Origin of the sequence: Sphingobium sp. YR768 (assembly GCF_900111125.1) — a bacterium.
Lineage (GTDB): Bacteria > Pseudomonadota > Alphaproteobacteria > Sphingomonadales > Sphingomonadaceae > Sphingobium.
Genome location: NZ_FOGE01000001.1, coordinates 377814 through 394121, shown reverse-complemented (window position 1 = coordinate 394121; position 16308 = coordinate 377814). Strand labels below are relative to the sequence as shown.

Annotated in this window: 17 protein-coding genes and 1 tRNA gene; 10 read left to right on the top strand and 8 right to left on the bottom strand. The window is 62.9% G+C overall.

What is annotated here, in order from left to right; genetic code table 11:
• The first annotated feature begins 90 nt into the window (after positions 1–90).
• The 5 genes from petA (at position 91) to BMX92_RS01895 (ending at position 4531) form a co-directional block, all read left to right on the top strand.
• Positions 91–657, top strand: coding sequence for a ubiquinol-cytochrome c reductase iron-sulfur subunit (petA, locus tag BMX92_RS01915; RefSeq protein ID WP_093010914.1), 567 nt, complete (start codon positions 91–93; stop codon positions 655–657).
• A gap of 11 nt (positions 658–668) precedes the next feature.
• Positions 669–1961, top strand: coding sequence for a cytochrome b (locus BMX92_RS01910; protein ID WP_093010911.1), 1293 nt, complete (start codon positions 669–671; stop codon positions 1959–1961).
• Positions 1962–1975: 14 nt separating this feature from the next.
• Entirely contained in the window at positions 1976–2824 is an 849-nt protein-coding gene (locus tag BMX92_RS01905; RefSeq protein WP_093010908.1) for a cytochrome c1, read from the top strand.
• A 72-nt stretch (positions 2825–2896) separates the two neighbouring features.
• Positions 2897–3430 carry an adenine phosphoribosyltransferase gene (locus BMX92_RS01900; RefSeq protein ID WP_093011332.1) on the top strand — a complete coding sequence of 178 codons (534 nt, stop codon included), beginning with the start codon at positions 2897–2899 and terminating at the stop codon, positions 3428–3430.
• Between the two features lie 63 nt (positions 3431–3493).
• Positions 3494–4531: an endonuclease/exonuclease/phosphatase family protein gene (locus tag BMX92_RS01895; protein ID WP_093010905.1), complete on the top strand. Its 1038-nt coding sequence runs from the start codon at positions 3494–3496 to the stop codon at positions 4529–4531.
• 3 nt (positions 4532–4534) lie between these two features.
• Here the strand turns inward: BMX92_RS01895 and BMX92_RS01890 are convergent, their stop codons facing one another.
• Positions 4535–5170, bottom strand: a complete 636-nt coding sequence (locus BMX92_RS01890; protein WP_093010902.1) for a 5'-methylthioadenosine/S-adenosylhomocysteine nucleosidase — start codon at positions 5168–5170, stop codon at positions 4535–4537.
• Between the two features lie 102 nt (positions 5171–5272).
• On the opposite strand from BMX92_RS01890, the gene BMX92_RS27245 reads away from it, so the two are divergent.
• A complete protein-coding gene (locus BMX92_RS27245; protein ID WP_177184897.1) occupies positions 5273–5437 on the top strand; it encodes a hypothetical protein in 165 nt (54 codons plus the stop codon).
• Between the two features lie 73 nt (positions 5438–5510).
• On the opposite strand, the gene BMX92_RS01885 is transcribed toward BMX92_RS27245, so the two are convergent.
• Positions 5511–5585: transfer RNA gene (locus BMX92_RS01885), tRNA-Val, on the bottom strand.
• Positions 5586–5713: 128 nt separating this feature from the next.
• On the opposite strand from BMX92_RS01885, the gene BMX92_RS01880 reads away from it, so the two are divergent.
• A complete protein-coding gene (locus tag BMX92_RS01880; protein ID WP_093011329.1) occupies positions 5714–7045 on the top strand; it encodes a dicarboxylate/amino acid:cation symporter in 1332 nt (443 codons plus the stop codon).
• 21 nt (positions 7046–7066) lie between these two features.
• Here the strand turns inward: BMX92_RS01880 and cpdR are convergent, their stop codons facing one another.
• The gene (gene cpdR, locus BMX92_RS01875) at positions 7067–7444 is read right to left on the bottom strand and encodes a cell cycle two-component system response regulator CpdR (RefSeq protein WP_093010899.1); all 378 of its coding nucleotides are present in this window, start codon (positions 7442–7444) and stop codon (positions 7067–7069) included.
• 141 nt (positions 7445–7585) lie between these two features.
• Here cpdR and BMX92_RS01870 point away from each other — a divergent pair, with 141 nt between their 5' ends.
• A complete protein-coding gene (locus tag BMX92_RS01870) occupies positions 7586–8479 on the top strand; it encodes an N-formylglutamate amidohydrolase (RefSeq protein WP_093010896.1) in 894 nt (297 codons plus the stop codon).
• A 3-nt stretch (positions 8480–8482) separates the two neighbouring features.
• Here the strand turns inward: BMX92_RS01870 and BMX92_RS01865 are convergent, their stop codons facing one another.
• On the bottom strand, positions 8483–10360 hold the full coding sequence (locus tag BMX92_RS01865; RefSeq protein ID WP_177184896.1) for an acyltransferase family protein: 1878 nt from the start codon (positions 10358–10360) through the stop codon (positions 8483–8485).
• Positions 10361–10732: 372 nt separating this feature from the next.
• On the bottom strand, positions 10733–11755 hold the full coding sequence (locus BMX92_RS01860) for a class 1 fructose-bisphosphatase (protein ID WP_093010893.1): 1023 nt from the start codon (positions 11753–11755) through the stop codon (positions 10733–10735).
• A gap of 221 nt (positions 11756–11976) precedes the next feature.
• Between BMX92_RS01860 and BMX92_RS01855 the strand changes: the two genes are divergently transcribed.
• Complete coding sequence (locus BMX92_RS01855) at positions 11977–12762, top strand: TerC family protein (RefSeq protein WP_093010890.1); 786 nt, start codon at positions 11977–11979, stop codon at positions 12760–12762.
• A 425-nt stretch (positions 12763–13187) separates the two neighbouring features.
• Here the strand turns inward: BMX92_RS01855 and BMX92_RS01850 are convergent, their stop codons facing one another.
• Positions 13188–13574: a hypothetical protein gene (locus tag BMX92_RS01850; RefSeq protein ID WP_143066702.1), complete on the bottom strand. Its 387-nt coding sequence runs from the start codon at positions 13572–13574 to the stop codon at positions 13188–13190.
• Positions 13575–13907: 333 nt separating this feature from the next.
• Between BMX92_RS01850 and BMX92_RS01845 the strand changes: the two genes are divergently transcribed.
• Complete coding sequence (locus tag BMX92_RS01845; RefSeq protein WP_093010884.1) at positions 13908–14246, top strand: DUF2322 family protein; 339 nt, start codon at positions 13908–13910, stop codon at positions 14244–14246.
• Between the two features lie 71 nt (positions 14247–14317).
• On the opposite strand, the gene BMX92_RS01840 is transcribed toward BMX92_RS01845, so the two are convergent.
• Both BMX92_RS01840 and BMX92_RS01835 read right to left on the bottom strand, forming a co-directional pair.
• Positions 14318–15688, bottom strand: coding sequence for a class II 3-deoxy-7-phosphoheptulonate synthase (locus tag BMX92_RS01840; protein ID WP_093010881.1), 1371 nt, complete (start codon positions 15686–15688; stop codon positions 14318–14320).
• Positions 15689–15830: 142 nt separating this feature from the next.
• Entirely contained in the window at positions 15831–16181 is a 351-nt protein-coding gene (locus BMX92_RS01835) for a Rap1a/Tai family immunity protein (protein WP_093010878.1), read from the bottom strand.
• Positions 16182–16308 lie beyond the last annotated feature (127 nt).

Below are 16308 nucleotides of genomic sequence, written 5' to 3'. Positions count from 1 at the left end.
GTCACAGGCTGAAATCCCAAATCCCTAGATAAACAGGGCCGTTAAGGGCGTCCCGGCGTGTACAGGGAAGTCTTGCAAGGGTAGAGGTGCATGGCGAGCGTAGAGCATTCTGACGGCCAAAGTCTATCCGGCGGAGAAGGGGTACGCCGCCGCGATTTCATCAACATCGCTGCGGTGAGCTTTGCAGGGGTCGGCGCTGTCGTCGTTGCCCTGCCGCTGATCGACCAGATGAACCCCAGCGCCGATGTGCTGGCACTGGCCTCGACCGAAGTGGATTTGTCCGCGATCCAGCCGGGTCAGGCGATCAAGACCACATTCCGGTCCCAGCCGCTGTTCGTGCGGCAATTGACCCCCGCCGAAATCGCCGAAGCCGACAAGGTCGATCCGTCCACGCTGCGCGATCCGCAGACGCTGGAGGAACGCACGGTCGACGGCAAGAAGCAGTGGTTGATCACCATGGGCGTCTGCACCCATCTGGGCTGCGTTCCGCTCGGTGCCGGCGAAGGCGAGAATCGCGGTGAATTTGGCGGTTATTTCTGCCCCTGCCACGGATCGTCCTACGACACGGCGGCCCGCATCCGTAAGGGGCCTGCCCCCAAGAACCTGGAAGTGCCGAAGTTCAGCTTCACTTCCGACACTGCCATTCTTGTGGGTTGAGGGGGACGAACATGAGCTTTCCATGGGCCGAACATTATACCCCCAAGCATCCGCTGATGCAGTGGGTCGACGAGAAGCTGCCGCTGCCGCGCCTCGTCTATAACGCGATCGGCGCGGGCTATCCGGTGCCGCGCAACCTCAATTATTTCTGGAATTTCGGCGTGCTCGCCGGCGTGGCGCTGGTGATCCAGATCGTCACCGGCGTCATCATGGCGATGCATTATGGCGCCAATGATCTGGTCGCCTTCAGCACCGTCGAACAGACGATGCGCGACGTCAACGCCGGCTGGCTGATGCGCTATGCGCACGCCAACGGCGCCAGCTTCTTCTTCATCGTGGTCTATCTCCACATTTTCCGCGGCCTCTATTTCGGTAGCTACAAGGCGCCGCGCGAAATGGTGTGGCTGCTGGGCCTCGTCATCTTCCTCCTCATGATGGCGACCGCCTTCATGGGCTATGTGCTCCCCTGGGGGCAGATGAGCTATTGGGGTGCGAAGGTGATCACCGGTCTGTTCGGCGCGATACCCGTGGTGGGCGAACCGATCCAGACCTGGCTGCTGGGTGGTTTCGCCCCCGGCAACGCTTCGCTGAACCGCTTCTTTTCGCTGCACTTCCTGCTGCCTTTCGTGATTGCGGGGGTCATCATCCTGCATATCTGGGCGCTGCATATTCCCGGCTCTTCCAACCCGACCGGCGTGGAAGTGCAGGGGCCGCAGGACACCGTGCCTTTCCATCCCTATTACACCGCGAAGGACGGGTTCGGCGTCGGCGTCTTCCTGATCCTGTTTACGGCCGTTTTGTTCTTTGCGCCCAATTATCTGGGGCATCCGGACAATTATATCGAAGCGAACCCGCTTTCGACGCCCGCGCATATCGTGCCCGAATGGTATTTCTGGCCCTTCTACGCGATCCTGCGCGCCTTCACCGTCGACTTCTTCTTCGTGCCGGCCAAGCTGCTGGGCGTGCTGGCGATGTTCGCATCGATCCTGCTGCTCTTCTTCCTGCCCTGGCTCGACACGTCGCCGGTGCGGTCTGGCCATTATCGCCCGATGTTCCGGAAATTCTTCTGGATCCTGATCATCGACGTGCTGGTCCTGGGTTATTGCGGCGGTGCTCCGGCGGAAGAACCCTATGTGATGATCTCGCAGCTTTTCGCGGGTTATTATTTCGCGCATTTCCTGATCATCCTGCCGCTGATCGCGCGTTTCGAAAAGCCGCTGCCGCTGCCCGGATCGATCACCGAATCGGTGCTGGCCAAATATGCCAAGGCTGACGGCGAAACCGCCGCGGTCCCGGCCGAATAAAGGGGTAGACAGCTATGGTTCGCATCGGCGCATTTCTCGTCGGCCTCTTCTTCGCCGGCTGGCTGTTCGTTTCCTTCCTCGTGGGCGCCTATTCCTACGTGACGGAACCGCCGGCCAAGACGGTGGAGCATGAATTCCACCTGGCCCCCAAACATGTGTCCTTCTCGTTCGACGGGCCCTTCGGCAAATATGACCAGCGGCAGCTCCAGCGCGGCTTCCAGGTGTTCAAGGAAGTCTGTTCGGCCTGCCACAGCCTGAAGTTCGTCGCTTTCCGCGATCTGGAAGCGCTCGGCTATAATGAGGCGGAAGTGAAGGCGATCGCCAAGCAATGGGCGATCAAGACGCCATCGGTCGACCCGGCGACGGGCGAGCCGGCAACGCGCGATCCGGTTCCGGCCGATCATTTCCCCAAGCCCTTCGCGAACAATGTCGCGGCGGCGGCGGCGAACAATAATGCGATCCCGCCGGATCTGTCGCTGATGACCAAGGCACGCCACCATGGCACCGCCTATGTCTATTCGCTGCTGACCGGGTTCCAGGAACAGCCGGCCGAACTGCTCAAGAAGTTCCCGGATTCCAAGACGCCGGAGGGGCTGCATTATAACCCCTATTTCGCCAACCTGAATCTGGCGATGGCGCCGCCGCTGTCGGCGGACGGGCAGGTGACCTATAGTGATGGCACCAATCCGACCGTGGACCAGATGGCGCAGGACGTGTCGGCCTTCCTGACATGGACGGCCGAACCGAAGCTGGAGAATCGCCGTGCGGCGGGGCTGGCGACGATCATCTTCCTGCTGATCGCCACGGGTCTGGCCTATATGTCCTACAAGAATATCTGGGCGGACAAGAAGAAGGCGGCCTGACCTCCTTCTTATCGACGAGATGAGGGGCGCGGTTTCTTGAGGAAGCCGCGCCCTTTCTCTATGGAGGCGCGCATGAGCAGCGATCTGACCGACCTCGTCCGCACCATCCCCGACTTTCCCAAGCCGGGCATCCAGTTTCGCGACATCACCACCTTGCTGGCCGATGGCGAGGGGCTGCGCGACCTGACGGCGCAACTGGCCGATATCGCCCGGCCGCTCGATCCCGACCTGATCGTGGGGATCGAGGCGCGCGGCTTCATTCTGGGCGCGGCGCTGGCGATCGCGCTGGGTAAGGGGTTCGTGCCCGTGCGCAAGGCGGGCAAGCTGCCCGGCAAGACGGTCGGCATCGATTATTGCCTGGAATATGGCACCGACAGGCTGGAGATGCATGAAGGGCAGGTGCCACAGGGGCGCCGGGTCATTCTGGTCGATGATCTGATCGCCACGGGCGGTACGGCGGTCGCGGCCGCGCAACTGCTGCGTGAGCAGGGAGCGAGCGTCCTGCTGGCTCTATTCGCGATAGACCTGCCGGATCTAGGCGGTATGGCCGCGCTGAAGGCCGAAGGCATCGCGGCGCGGGCGATCATGGCGTTCGAGGGCGAATAGCGCCGAAGAAGTAGTGGGGGGAAGGCTGTGCCGACGATTGTCCCTTTGCCTGCCGCCGCCGCAATGGCGCTCACGCTGCTGGCGACAGGTTGCGCCACGCCCTTGCCCTTGCGATCGGCCAGTTGTGATGCAGTGCATCCGCCTGTCCTGTCCGTCAGCGCGGATGCGGATCGGGTCACGACCAGGCTGACGGTGCTGACCTATAATATCGAGGGTCTGGGCTGGCCCGCCCGTTCCGGGCGCGCGGCGTCGCTGCGCGCCATCGGCGATCGCCTGTCTGCCCTGCGTGTTGCGGGACAGGCGCCTGACATCATCCTGTTTCAGGAGATGTTCAGCGGCGCCGCCAAGAAGGCGGTGGCCGCCACCGGCTATCCCGCGATCGTGACCGGACCGCGCCGCACGACTCGCGCGAAGGGCGTGACGCGGGACACGCTACCGGGCAAATCGCATATCAAGCGGGGTGAGATCGGCCTGCATTTCACCGGCAGCGGTCTTGCCATCGCTTCCCGCTATCCGATCGTCGATGTCGACATGCATGCTTATGGCCGCCGGTCCTGTGCGGGGATCGATTGTCTGGCCAATAAGGGGATAGTCCTCGCTCGGATCGCCGTGCCGGGCGTGCCGACGCCGATCGATATCTACGACACCCATATGAACAGCCGGGGCGCGTCGCGCGCGCCCGGTCCCCGCAATCTGGCCGCGCATGATCGCCAGTCGCTGGAGGCGTCGGCCTTCATCGATCGCACCCATGATGATGCCTATCCCGTCATCTTCGGCGGCGATTTCAACATGCGCCATTCCGAACCGCGCTGGGAGAATTTCTCCCGCTACCAGTCGCTCAATCTGGTGCACCGGGTTTGCGCCGATCCGGCGTCCGCCTGCGATGTCCGCATGTCCTGGGATGGCGACGAGCCGTGGATGGATACGCAGGATCTGCAATTTTTCTGGCCCGGCGACCGGGTCGCGGTTCGGCCGATCCGGGTGGAAGCGATGTTCGACGGCGGGCCAAGCGGTCCCGAATTGTCGGATCATGACGGCTTTCTGGTCACCTACCAGCTGTCCTGGCCCAAGGGCACGGTGTCGCAGCCGGGTGGTTGCTGACGATCAGGCGGCGCTGGCGATGCTGCCTAGTGCGTCCGGCAACAGATCTACGGCCGCCGCCAGTCGCTCGTCCAGCAGGCCCAGCAGGGCGGTCCAGCTATCGATATGGTCCAGTTCGCCCGGTCCGTCCGATACGCCGCGCAGGCCCATCAGAGGGACGTCGAATCGCGAACAGGCTCGCGCGACCGCGAATGTCTCCATGTCGACCATATCCGCGTCGATGGCGCCATATTCCTCTCCGCCGACCACATTCGCGCCGGTCGACAGGCGTGCCAGCGGCAGGGGCAGGGGGGTGACGAGGGGTAGGTCGACCGGATGATCGGTCAGAGGCGTGACGCCCTTGGTAAAGCCAAGGCGGGACGCATCCATGTCCCGCCAGGAAACGCTGGATATCTGATATATCTCGCCGAGCGGACAGGCCCGCGATCCGGCTGACCCCAAGCTGACGACCAGATCGGGCAGGTCGCCCCTTCGAGCCAGGTCCTGAAGCGCCATGCCGGTGACAAGCGCGGCTTCCACGGGCCCCACGCCGGTCAGCAGGGGCGAGAAGCGGGCGCGCAGGTGCGGCCCATATTCGGCCTCCACGGCCATGACGAAGAGGACGCGCCTGCCTCCGATTCGCTCGCACGTCGCCGTCATCGCCTGTCCCTTGGTTGTATTGCCTGTCTGTAATGTCGAGGACATGCTCCTGACACGCCGCCGCGCTATAGTCGAGACCCCTTCAAGTCCCAAGAGTTGACCATGCGTGCTCCCATCATCCAGCCCCTCCACATTCGTTCGACCGATGAAGATTGCATCACCGCTGCCGATATAGAGGCCTGGGCCAAGGTGGAGCGCGCGCTGTCGGGTAAGCGCGAAGCCTGTCGCAAGCTGCGCATCATCACGGGCCGCATGGCAAACGGATAGGCGGTCAACCGCAGCGCTGAAATGTTGGAAAAGAGAAAGCCCGCCGCTTCATTTGAAGCGACGGGCTTTGTCATGGTGGGCGTGGCAAGGATTGAACTTGCGACCCCTGCGATGTCAACACAGTGCTCTACCACTGAGCTACACGCCCGCCGTGGAGGGGGCCAATAACGGGGGTCGGTGACTCGCGCAAGCAGGAAATTGATTCATGCCGATATTCTTCTGGACAGGACATGGGTCGGCCATATGCTGCGGCGCAAACAGGGGACGCCGACATCCATGCTGCCAACGCCATCTTCGCCGGTTGAAACGGCGCCACGGTTGCCTTTTTATCGCCAGCTCTATGTTCAGGTTCTCATAGCGATCGCCCTGGGTGTGCTGATCGGCCACTTCTGGCCGGATGCTGGCAAGCAGCTGAAACCGCTGGGTGAAGCCTTCATCAAGCTGGTGAAGATGATCATCGCGCCGGTCATCTTTCTGACGATCGTCACCGGCATCGCGGGCATGAAGGAACTGGGCGCGATCGGCCGGGTCACGGCCAAGGCCTTCGGCTATTTCCTGACCTTCTCGACGCTCGCGCTGGTTGTCGGTCTGATCGTCGCCAATGTCGTGCAGCCGGGGGCAGGCCTCAACATCGATCCCGCGACGCTGGATGCCGGCAGGGTCGCCGATTATGCGCATCAGGCGCATGAGCGGACGCTGACGGGCTTCCTGATGGGCATCATCCCATCGACCATGGTGTCGGCGGTGGCGGACGGGAATATCCTTCAGGTGCTGTTCGTGGCGATCCTGTTCGGCATCGCGATGACCATGGTGGGGGAAAAGGCCGATCCGTTGATGGCTGTGCTCGAATCGGCGAGCCATGCGGTGTTCAAGCTGGTCGCTTTCCTGATGAAGGCGGCGCCGATCGGCGCTTTTGGCGCGATGGCCTTCACTATCGGCGAATATGGCGTCGGTACGCTTGCCAATCTCGCCGGGCTGGTTGCGACCTTCTACCTGACAGCGCTTTTGTTCGTGCTGGTGGTGTTGGGGACGGTGGGCTGGTTCGCCGGGTTCAATATCCTGCACCTGATACGCTATCTGAAAACGGAATTGCTGCTGGTGCTGGGCACGTCTTCGTCCGAGGCGGCGCTGCCCAGCCTGATCGAGAAGATGGAGCGGGCCGGTTGCCGCAAGTCGGTGGTCGGGCTGGTCGTGCCGACCGGCTACAGCTTCAATCTGGACGGCACCAACATCTATATGACGTTGGCGGCGCTTTTCATTGCGCAGGCCTGCAATGTGCATCTGACTTTGGAGCAGCAGATTTTGCTGCTGCTGGTGGCGATGATTTCGTCCAAGGGGGCGGCTGGCGTGACCGGCGCGGGCTTCATCACCCTGGCGGCGACATTGTCGATCGTGCCGTCGGTGCCGGTGGCGGGGATGACGCTGATATTGGGCGTCGACCGCTTCATGAGCGAAGTTCGGGCGTTGACCAACTTCATCGGCAATGCGGTGGCGACGATCGTGGTGTCGGCCTGGGAAAAGGGCCTGGATCGCGAACGGCTCAACGCCGCGATGGCAGGGCGCCCGCTCGATCCGACGCCGGATATGGAAGAAGTGGTGGCTGACTGAGGGCCCGCCCGATCGGGCCTGTCAGCTCAGGCCCGACACGCTTTCGCTGCCGAACATGCGTTCGACCTCCAGCACCAGATCGCGCAGGTGGAAGGGCTTGGACAGCACCTTTGCCTGCGGCACGGCCTTGCCGGCTTTCAGCGTCACGGCGGCAAAACCGGTGATGAACATGATCCGCATGTCTGGCGCGACCTGCGCGGCGTGCTGCGCCAGTTCGATGCCGTCCATTTCCGGCATAACGATGTCCGTCAGCAGCAGATCGAACCGATCGCTGTTGATATGCGGCAAGGCTTCCATGCCGGTTGCGGCCGACACCACCTCATAACCCGATCGTTCGAGCGCGCGGGCGAGATAGACCCGCATGCTCTCATCATCTTCCGCCAATAATATGCGAACCATTGCCCCTACACAGTCCCATGCGGCTGATTCGCCGAATTGCGCGCCGCCAACGGGGTGGCGCGTGGCCCGCTTATATGCGACAAGGTGTAAATATTATCCAGCCGAGCAAGGCTTTTTTGCGCGCCGGTGAAAGGAGCCGCATTGGACCATCCCGCGCCGCGTTCCCCGACCCTGACCGAGACTGTTTTCGATCTTTATGGCCCGGTTGTGCCCGACCAGCCGGTCATATTGTCCGTGCCCCATGCAGGGCGGGACTATCCCGACGATCTCTTCGCGGCAGCGCGGGTGCAGCCGCAGATGCTGCGTCGGCTGGAGGATCGTTGGGTCGATCTGCTGGCGCATCCTCTGATTGCGGACGGATTTTCCGTTCTTGTCGCGCGGTCGCCGCGCGCGATGATCGACCTTAACCGGCATGAGCGGGAGATCGATCCCGCCATGATCGCCGATCTGCCGCGCAATGTGCCCTTGCAGACCAGCGTCAAGCTGCGTGGCGGGCTGGGGCTGTTCCCGCGTCGCATGCCGGGCGCCCATGAGTTATGGCAACGGCCCATGCTCTGGGCGGAGGCGGTGCGTAGGGTCGAGGAACTGCATCGTCCCTATCATGCCGCGGTCGCGCGCCTGATGACCGCAGCGCGGCAGGCGCATGGTCATGCGATCCTGATCGACCTGCATTCCATGCCGCCCTTGCCGCCGCCCGCAGCGGGGCAATCGGCACCGGCGCTGGTGCTGGGCGATCGGTTCGGGCGCAGCGCGTCGACCCGGTTGATGATGTTGGCGACCGATATTGCCGAAAGCCATGGCTTCAGCGTGGCGCAGAACAGTCCCTATGCCGGCGATCATATGGTGGATCGCCATGGCCGGCCGGAGCAGGGCATGCATGCGATCCAGATCGAGATCGACCGCAGCCTCTATCTGGACGTGGCGCTGGAGCGACCGGGGCCGGGCGTGGCGAGGATGCAGGCGCTGGTCAGCAATATCGCGCAAGCGCTGGCGGCGGAATTGCCGCGCGCCGACTATGCGCTGGCGGCGGAATAAGGGTCAGTTGTCCCGCGCGGCCACCAGCGTCGCGCCCGCTACGCTCAGATGATGGGAATCGAAATAGAGCGGCTTGCCGTTGCGTTCGATCGCGCAGTAGCGTGCGTCGCATAGCGCGGCGAGCGTGTCGATCAGCGGCACGCCCAGCCTTTGCCAACGGGCGAAGGCGGCGCGCAGATGCGTCGTGCGTTGCTCCACGACGCTGCGTGCTACGCCCTGTGCCTGATGCATCCGTCCGGCCTGCGCCAGATGGGCCAGATGGCGTGGCACGTCGAAGGGCTGAGGTGGCACCGGGCCGATCAGCACGACCTGTCGTCCCTGCGCGCGTAGCGCGGCTATGGTGCTGTCGAGTTGCGCGACGAAGGTGGGGCGATCGAAATCGCCATTGGCCCAAAAGGCGGCCAGATAGATGCGCCTGATGCCGGGATCGGCGCGGATTGCGTCGAAGGTGGCGCGGTTGGCGGCGGCGCAGCGCGGGTCTTTGGCCTCATAGTCCAGCACGGGCGGGCAACTGGATGTGGTGCGTTCTATCAGGGAGCGGCCCTGTGCCTTTGCCCGCACGGACAAAGCATAGGCCAGTTCCACACCATGGCTGTCGCCCCACAGCATCGCATCGGGGCGGACGTCGGCGCCCAATATGCAGGGCTTTGCGTCGCGCATGAAATTGTCATGGCATTGCTTGCGGGTCGGGGCGAAATCCGCCTGTCCCGCCATTTGCGCCAGCACCTGCGGCGTGAAGCGGGCAGGCCAGCCGCCCATCGCCATCAGCGCCAGCGACAGGATGCAGAGCAGGGCCATGGCCGTCCCGGTGAAACGGAAGATGGCGCGTGCCGGCAGTCGTCGGGAGTCGCGGAACGGCCGCTCGACGAAGCGCCAGGACAGGATCGCGGCGGCCAGAGCGGCGACGATCACCAGGATTCGCGTTGCGCCGGACAGCGGCATGTCGGTCGCATATTCGGTGAAGACGATCAGCGGCCAGTGCCACAGATAGAGCGAGTAGGAAATGAGGCCGACCCCGACCAGTGGCGGCAGCGCCAGCAGCCGCGCCATGCTGGTGCCCGGCGCGGCATGGATCAGCGCCGCCGCGCCCAACACTGGCGGCAGGGCGGTGAGGCCGGGGAAGAGGGTGTTGCGATCATAGAGGGTGACGGCGCAGGCGATGGCCAGCACGCCGCCCCAGGCGATCAGTTCGCGCATCCAGCGGGGCCGGATCGGCGGGAGGGCGCCCAGCGCCAGCAGCGCGCCGGCGAATAATTCCCATGCGCGGGTCGGCAGCAGGTAGAAGGTGAAGCCGCTGGTGTCGCGCTGCATCGCGATGGCAAGGATCAGCGATCCGGCGGCGATCCCCGCCACCACCGCCTTGCGCCAGTGCGGGGCGAAGCGGGCCAGCAGCATCAGCAGGATCGGGAAGCCGATATAATATTGCTCCTCCACCGCCAGCGACCATGTGTGGAGCAGCGGTTTCACATCGGCGCCGCCGGAGAAATAGCCGGTGTCGGTGAAGAACCAGAGGTTGGAAGCGAATAGCGTGGCCGCCAGTGCGGATCGCGGCACGCCCTCCAGATCGCCGGGAAGATAGAGGAGGGCCGCAGCGGCCAGCACGATCAGGATCATCAGCGCCAGCGCCGGCATGATCCGGCGGAACCGGCGTTCGTAGAAGCGGGCCAGAGAGAAGCGGCCCTCATCTACTTCGCGGGCGATGATGCCGGTGATCAGATAGCCGGATATGGCGAAGAAGATGTCGACCCCGACATAGCCGCCCGAAAAGCCCGGCACATGCGCATGGAACAGCAGCACCGGCAGGATGGCGAGCGCCCGCAGCCCGTCAATGTCGCGCCGATAGCGAATCTGGCTGGTGCTGGGGGTGGCCGGTCCGTGCATGTCGCTGGCCTAGCGCCAAAGCCCTGACATTTGCTTTATGTCCCTGCGACTCGGATCATGCGCCACCCATTGCTCTTATGGCGCCTTCGGCAAAGCCGGTTGCGTCTCGTGCAACCATGGTTTCGTCCTTCGCATTTGCGAAAATCCGCCCCGCAGGACAAAAGGACTGTGCCTTTCAGGCATCCTCTCCTAAAAACTTTCAGGCTGGTCTTCGGATCAGCCTTTTTTTTGTCGTTTCGATGCGCTAGAAAATCCGCGCTGATGTCCCGCCAATAAAAAAGTTTCTGGAGAGGAGCCGCCGGTAAGACCGGCAGGTGGGATATGGCTGGGGGATCGAGCGCTTTTATCGGCGCTCTCCCCCAACTTCTTTAATCAGTTCGCCAGCGCTTCCATCTCGCGACCATAGGCGACGACCGCTTCGACTTCCGCCGTGTCGCCCAGCACCACGCCGACGCGCTGATGCAGCGCCTTGGCGGGGAGGTCCATGATCGGCATGAAGCCGTCGCTCGACGCGCCGCCGGCCTGTTCGATCAGATAGCTCATCGGATTGGCTTCATACATCAGGCGCAGCTTGGCCTTGCCCGGCGTGCGGTGATCATAGGGATAGAGGAAGATGCCGCCGCGCTTCAGGATGCGGTGGACGTCCGCCACCATGGAGGCGGTCCAGCGCATATTATAATCCTTGCCGCAGGGGCCTGCTGCGCCGGTTACGCGCTCTTCGACATAGCGGGTGATGGCCGGCGACCATTGGCGGCGGTTGGACATGTTGATCGCGAATTCGCACTTGCCCTGCGGCATCTTCATGTCCGGATCGGTCATGACCCAGCTGCCGACTTCGCGGTCCAGCGTGAATTCATAGACGCCGGTGCCGACGCTGAGCACCAAAATCGTTTGCGGTCCGTAGATGGCATAGCCGGCGGCCACCTGCTGACGGCCATTCTGAAGGAAATCCTCCTCCGTCACATCGCGCCCGGCGCAGCCTTCGGGCGCCTTGAGCACCGAGAAGATGGTGCCGACCGACAGGTCGACATCGATATTGCTGGACCCGTCGATCGGATCGAACAGCATCAGATATTCGCCCTTGGGATAGCGGTTGGGGATGGGATAGAGCGTCTCCATCTCTTCCGACGCCATCGCCGCCAGATGCCCGCCCCATTCATTGGCGTCGAGCAGCAATTCATTGGCGATCACGTCCAGCTTCTTCTGCACCTCGCCCTGGACATTCTCACTGGTCAGGCTGCCCAGCACCTCACCCAGCGCGCCCTTGCCGACGGCATGGCTGATCGTCTTGCAGGCGCGGGCGACGGTTTCGATCAGCAGGCGCAGTTCGCCGGGCAGGGCATTATGTTCGCGCTGCTGTTCGATCAGGAAGCGGGTGAGGGTGGTTCTAGCCATGAAACGCCTTTCGCGAAAGGATCGGGGATCGCGGCCGGGCGGCCGGATCGGAAAAGAGGATGCCGCATCTTCGCTAAGGGACTGGAAAGCCCTAGTCCAGCCGGACGCGACGTACCGCTGTCTCTTGTTAGCGTTGTCATGTTACAAAGCATGTATGGCGGAACCCGGCGGCCTGCTCCCTGTTGCGCAGCCGTGCCGAACGGCGGCATAAGAGGAGCATCATGGACAGTCTGATTACCGCTTTCACCGACCCTACAGCCCTTGCCGCGCTGATCGCGCTGGTGGTGATGGAGGTGGTGCTGGGCATCGACAATCTCGTCTTCATCTCCATCCTGACCAACAAGCTGCCCGAAGCGCAGCGGCCCAAGGCGCGCAAGATCGGCATCGGCCTGGCGCTGGCGATGCGGTTGGTGCTGCTGTCGATGATCGCGTGGATCGTGGGACTGACCCAGCCGGTGTTCGATCTGGGCTTTTCCGGGCCGCTGGACATGCATGGTGCGCCGACCTTCGAAACGCAATTTTCCTGGCGCGACATGATCCTGATCGGCGGCGGCCTGTTCCTGATCTGGAAGGCGACCAGGGAAATCCATCACAGCGTCGATCCGGCGCCGGGTGACGGCGTGCTGGGCAAGAAGGGCGTGGCGACGATCGGTTTCGGCGCCGCGATCGTGCAGATCATCCTGCTCGACATGATTTTTTCGCTCGATTCGATCCTGACGGCGGTGGGCATGACGGACAATCTGGCGGTCATGTATATTGCCGTGATCGTGGCGGTGACGGTGATGCTGATCGCCGCCGACCCGCTCGCCAACTTCATCGCCCGCAACCCGACCGTGGTGATGCTGGCGCTGGGCTTCCTGCTGATGATCGGCGCGGTGCTGATCGCCGACGGTTTCGGCGTGCATGTGCCCAAGGGCTATATCTACGCGGCGATGGCGTTCTCGACGCTGGTGGAATGCCTCAACATCTTTGCCCGCCGGGCGCAGGCGCGCAAGGCCGCGGAATAGGGCGGGAGGCTGCCTGACGAGAGGCGGCAGGGTCACGGCCCAAAGTTCACACTGTCGTCGGCTGTTTTGGGGCTGAAGCGTTCCCGAAGCGCTCGCAACGCGCCTGCGAAGCGCCCCCGAAGCGTCACATGGGATAGCATGAGGGTCACGGCCATGCGCCAGTGACGGGCCTGCCGTGCGACAGTGGCGCGTTGCCTTTCGCGGCGGGTGGACGTGCAGGGTGGTGGTTGTTCCATCGATCAGGATAGATCAGAGATTATCCAACATGGAAAGTGTGTTGGATCTGGGATGAGGAGCGGGCAGCAGACGGTCTGGAGGCGACCACGCAAGGACATTCGTTGCCCCTCCGCCAGTGCCGAAAGCCGCCATTCCAACAGATGGTTTAAGTGACGTGTTGGTGACCGAATCCAACGATCAGTAGACACTCAATGAGCTGTTATAAGCGTGCACTGACCTTCGCTTTTGTAAATCGTTCCGCTGAAGCTGCTGATCCTTTTCAAAGCCAAGGATTTTCGGTCAATTACAAATAAAGTCTTCATCCAGTCAGTAAGCGTTTCCACAAATCTAATCTCTGCGGCATCGAACTCAGCGGCAAACTTTGGTGACTTATAAGGTTTCGAGGACAGGGTAACAAAAGCTGCGGTTCTGGCTTCCTCGTCAAGCGTAACCTCCATCGAATAGAGTGACGCCGGCGCATCGGATTTGGTGATTTCGCACATCAACATCATCGGCGTAGTGGCAGATGTAGCGCCTGCATTCGAGCTTAGCAGAATGTCTCCTAGCCACCCGACAATCGCTTTCTTCGCACGCATTCTGTCCCCCATGGCAAGTGCGATCTTAGATGTTCTTCAGCATCACCGAAGAATCTCTCCTCGCGTCATGACAGCTTTATGCGTCTTTGCACCTGAAATCCGATAGTCTGCTCCCCACCCATTTTCGTCATTCCCGCGCAGGCGGGAACCCATCTCCCAACCTCTCAACAAGGTGAAGGGGCGAGAGATGGATGCCGCCTGCGCGGGGATGACGGTGTAGGGATGATGCGTTTGCTAACCACCCATCCTGGTAGTCATGGAAATGTGGTTGATTGCACCCTGTCCCGGAAGATGCGACAGGCCGGCGCGACCATCAACGCAGGACCATCATCTATGTCGGCATCGATCCAGCCCACCGCCAGTTTCAAGGATAACCTTCAGCTTTTGCCGCCGATCGACGGGTTGCAGCGCATCGACCTGATCGATGCCGCCGGGACGATCGTCGCCACGATCGAGAACCAGCCGGGCAAGCAGGGATCGCTGGCGCTCTATCATTATCTGGCGCAGCAGTTCGGCGCGCTGGACAGGGTGGCGGCCGCGCATGGGCTGGAAGTGTTCGCCGAACATGTGCCCGATGCCCGCAACCGCCCGGGTGCGCATCCCAATGTCGATCGGCTGATCGCCATCGCGGACGGCGGCGAGGCGCTGGCTATCGCGGTGGTCGCCGCCTGATCCGGCGGGCCTGAAACGAAAAAGGGGGCGGGATCATGCGATCCCGCCCCCTTTTGTGTAGGCTATGTCGATCACGCCGCGGCGCGGCGTTCCTTCAGTTCCTCGTTCAGCATTTCCGCAAGCAGGAAAGCGAGTTCGAGGCTCTGCGCCGCGTTGAGGCGCGGATCGCAATGGGTGTGGTAGCGATCGGCCAGGCCTTCGTCGGTGATCGCGATGGCGCCACCGGTGCACTCCGTCACATTCTGTCCGGTCATTTCCGCATGGATGCCGCCGCCGAAGCTGCCTTCCGCACGGTGCACGGCGAAGAAGCCGCGCACTTCGGCCAGGATGCGGTCGAACGGCCGGGTCTTGTAACCATTGGCCGCCTTGATGACATTGCCGTGCATCGGGTCGCAGGACCAGATGACCGGATGACCTTCCCGCATCACCGCGCGCACCAGCTTGGGCAGGCCGGCCTCGATCTTGTCATGGCCATAGCGGGTGATGAGCGTGATGCGCCCGGCTTCCCGCTTCGGGTTCAGCGTGTCGAGCAGGCGCAGCAGCGCGTCCGGCTCCAGGCTGGGGCCGCACTTCAGGCCGATCGGGTTGCCGATGCCGCGCAGATATTCGACATGGGCCGACCCTTCGAAGCGGGTGCGGTCGCCGATCCACAGCATGTGCGCCGACGTGTCGTACCAGTCGCCGGTCAGGCTATCCTGACGGGTCAGCGCCTGTTCGAACGGCAGCAGCAGCGCTTCGTGGCTGGTGTAGAAGCTGGTGCCGCCAAGCTGCGGCACAGATTCCGCGTCCAGGCCACAGGCGCGCATGAAGTCGAGCGCCTGGCCGATCTGGTCGGCCATCGCTTCGAACTTCGCGGCCCAGGGCGAGCGGCCCATGAAATCGAGCATCCAGCCATGGACGCGATCCAGCGACGCATAGCCGCCGGTCGAGAAGGCGCGCACCAGATTGAGCGTCGCCGCCGACTGGTTATAGGCCTGCACCATGCGCTGCGGGTTCGGTTCGCGCGCTTCGGCCGTGAAGGCGATGTCGTTGACATTGTCGCCGCGATAGCTGGGCAGTTCCACGCCGCCGATCGTCTCGGTATCGGCCGAGCGGGGCTTGGCGAACTGGCCCGCCATGCGGCCGACCTTCACCACCGGCAGCTTCGACGCGAAAGTCAGGACCACCGCCATCTGGAGCAGCACGCGGAAGGTGTCGCGGATGTTGTTCGGATGGAACTCCGCGAAGCTCTCCGCACAGTCGCCGCCTTGCAGCAGGAAAGCCTCGCCGGTCACGACCCTGGCGAGATCCGCCTTCAGATTCCGTGCCTCGCCCGCAAAGACGAGGGGCGGAAACTGGCCAAGCTGGGCCTCTACCGACGCCAGAGCGTCTGCATCCCGATAAAAGGGCATCTGGATGCCCTTATGCTCCCGCCAGCTTTCCGGCGTCCACTTCGCCGCCACGTCGAGTCTCCTTCGCATCTGATAAAATAGGGGGCGCACCTACGCTTTCGCGGTGGCCAAGGCAAGTTTATAGCGGTTTGGTGGCCGCTGCGCGCAATGATTTGTCCCGATCAGCCTGATCGATCCGCTGAATATCCGGCGCTTACTTCTGACAGGGCCAGCGTTCGTTGAGCGAAACGCTGACGAGGACGGAGGCGGGGCCGCTGCGCTGATCGGGCCAGCGCTCCAGATAGGCGATCACGGTGCGCCGGGCGTCGTCGGCGCTCATGCGGTCGGGCCAGCAGACCGGGCGGGCGCGGCCGATGAACATGTCCTTGCGAATGCCGTCCACCACGCCGACGATGTAAGCGGTGCAGGCGAGCGCATATTCAGGCGCCTTGTGGCGGCATTTGGCGAGCAGGGTGGCGCCGGTTTCGAACATGAACGCCTGCGCCGCGATCGGGGCGGGGGTGGTGGCGATGACCAGAGCGGCGGAGAGGAGGAGCAGGCGCATCTATTATAGTATCCAGTCGTTGCCGGGCGATCGACGCCTATCATAGTGCTCCTGCGAAAGCAGGAGTCCAGGATGCAGGGTGATGCGTTCGACCCTTGGCTCCTGCTTTCGCAGGAGCACCTAGTCG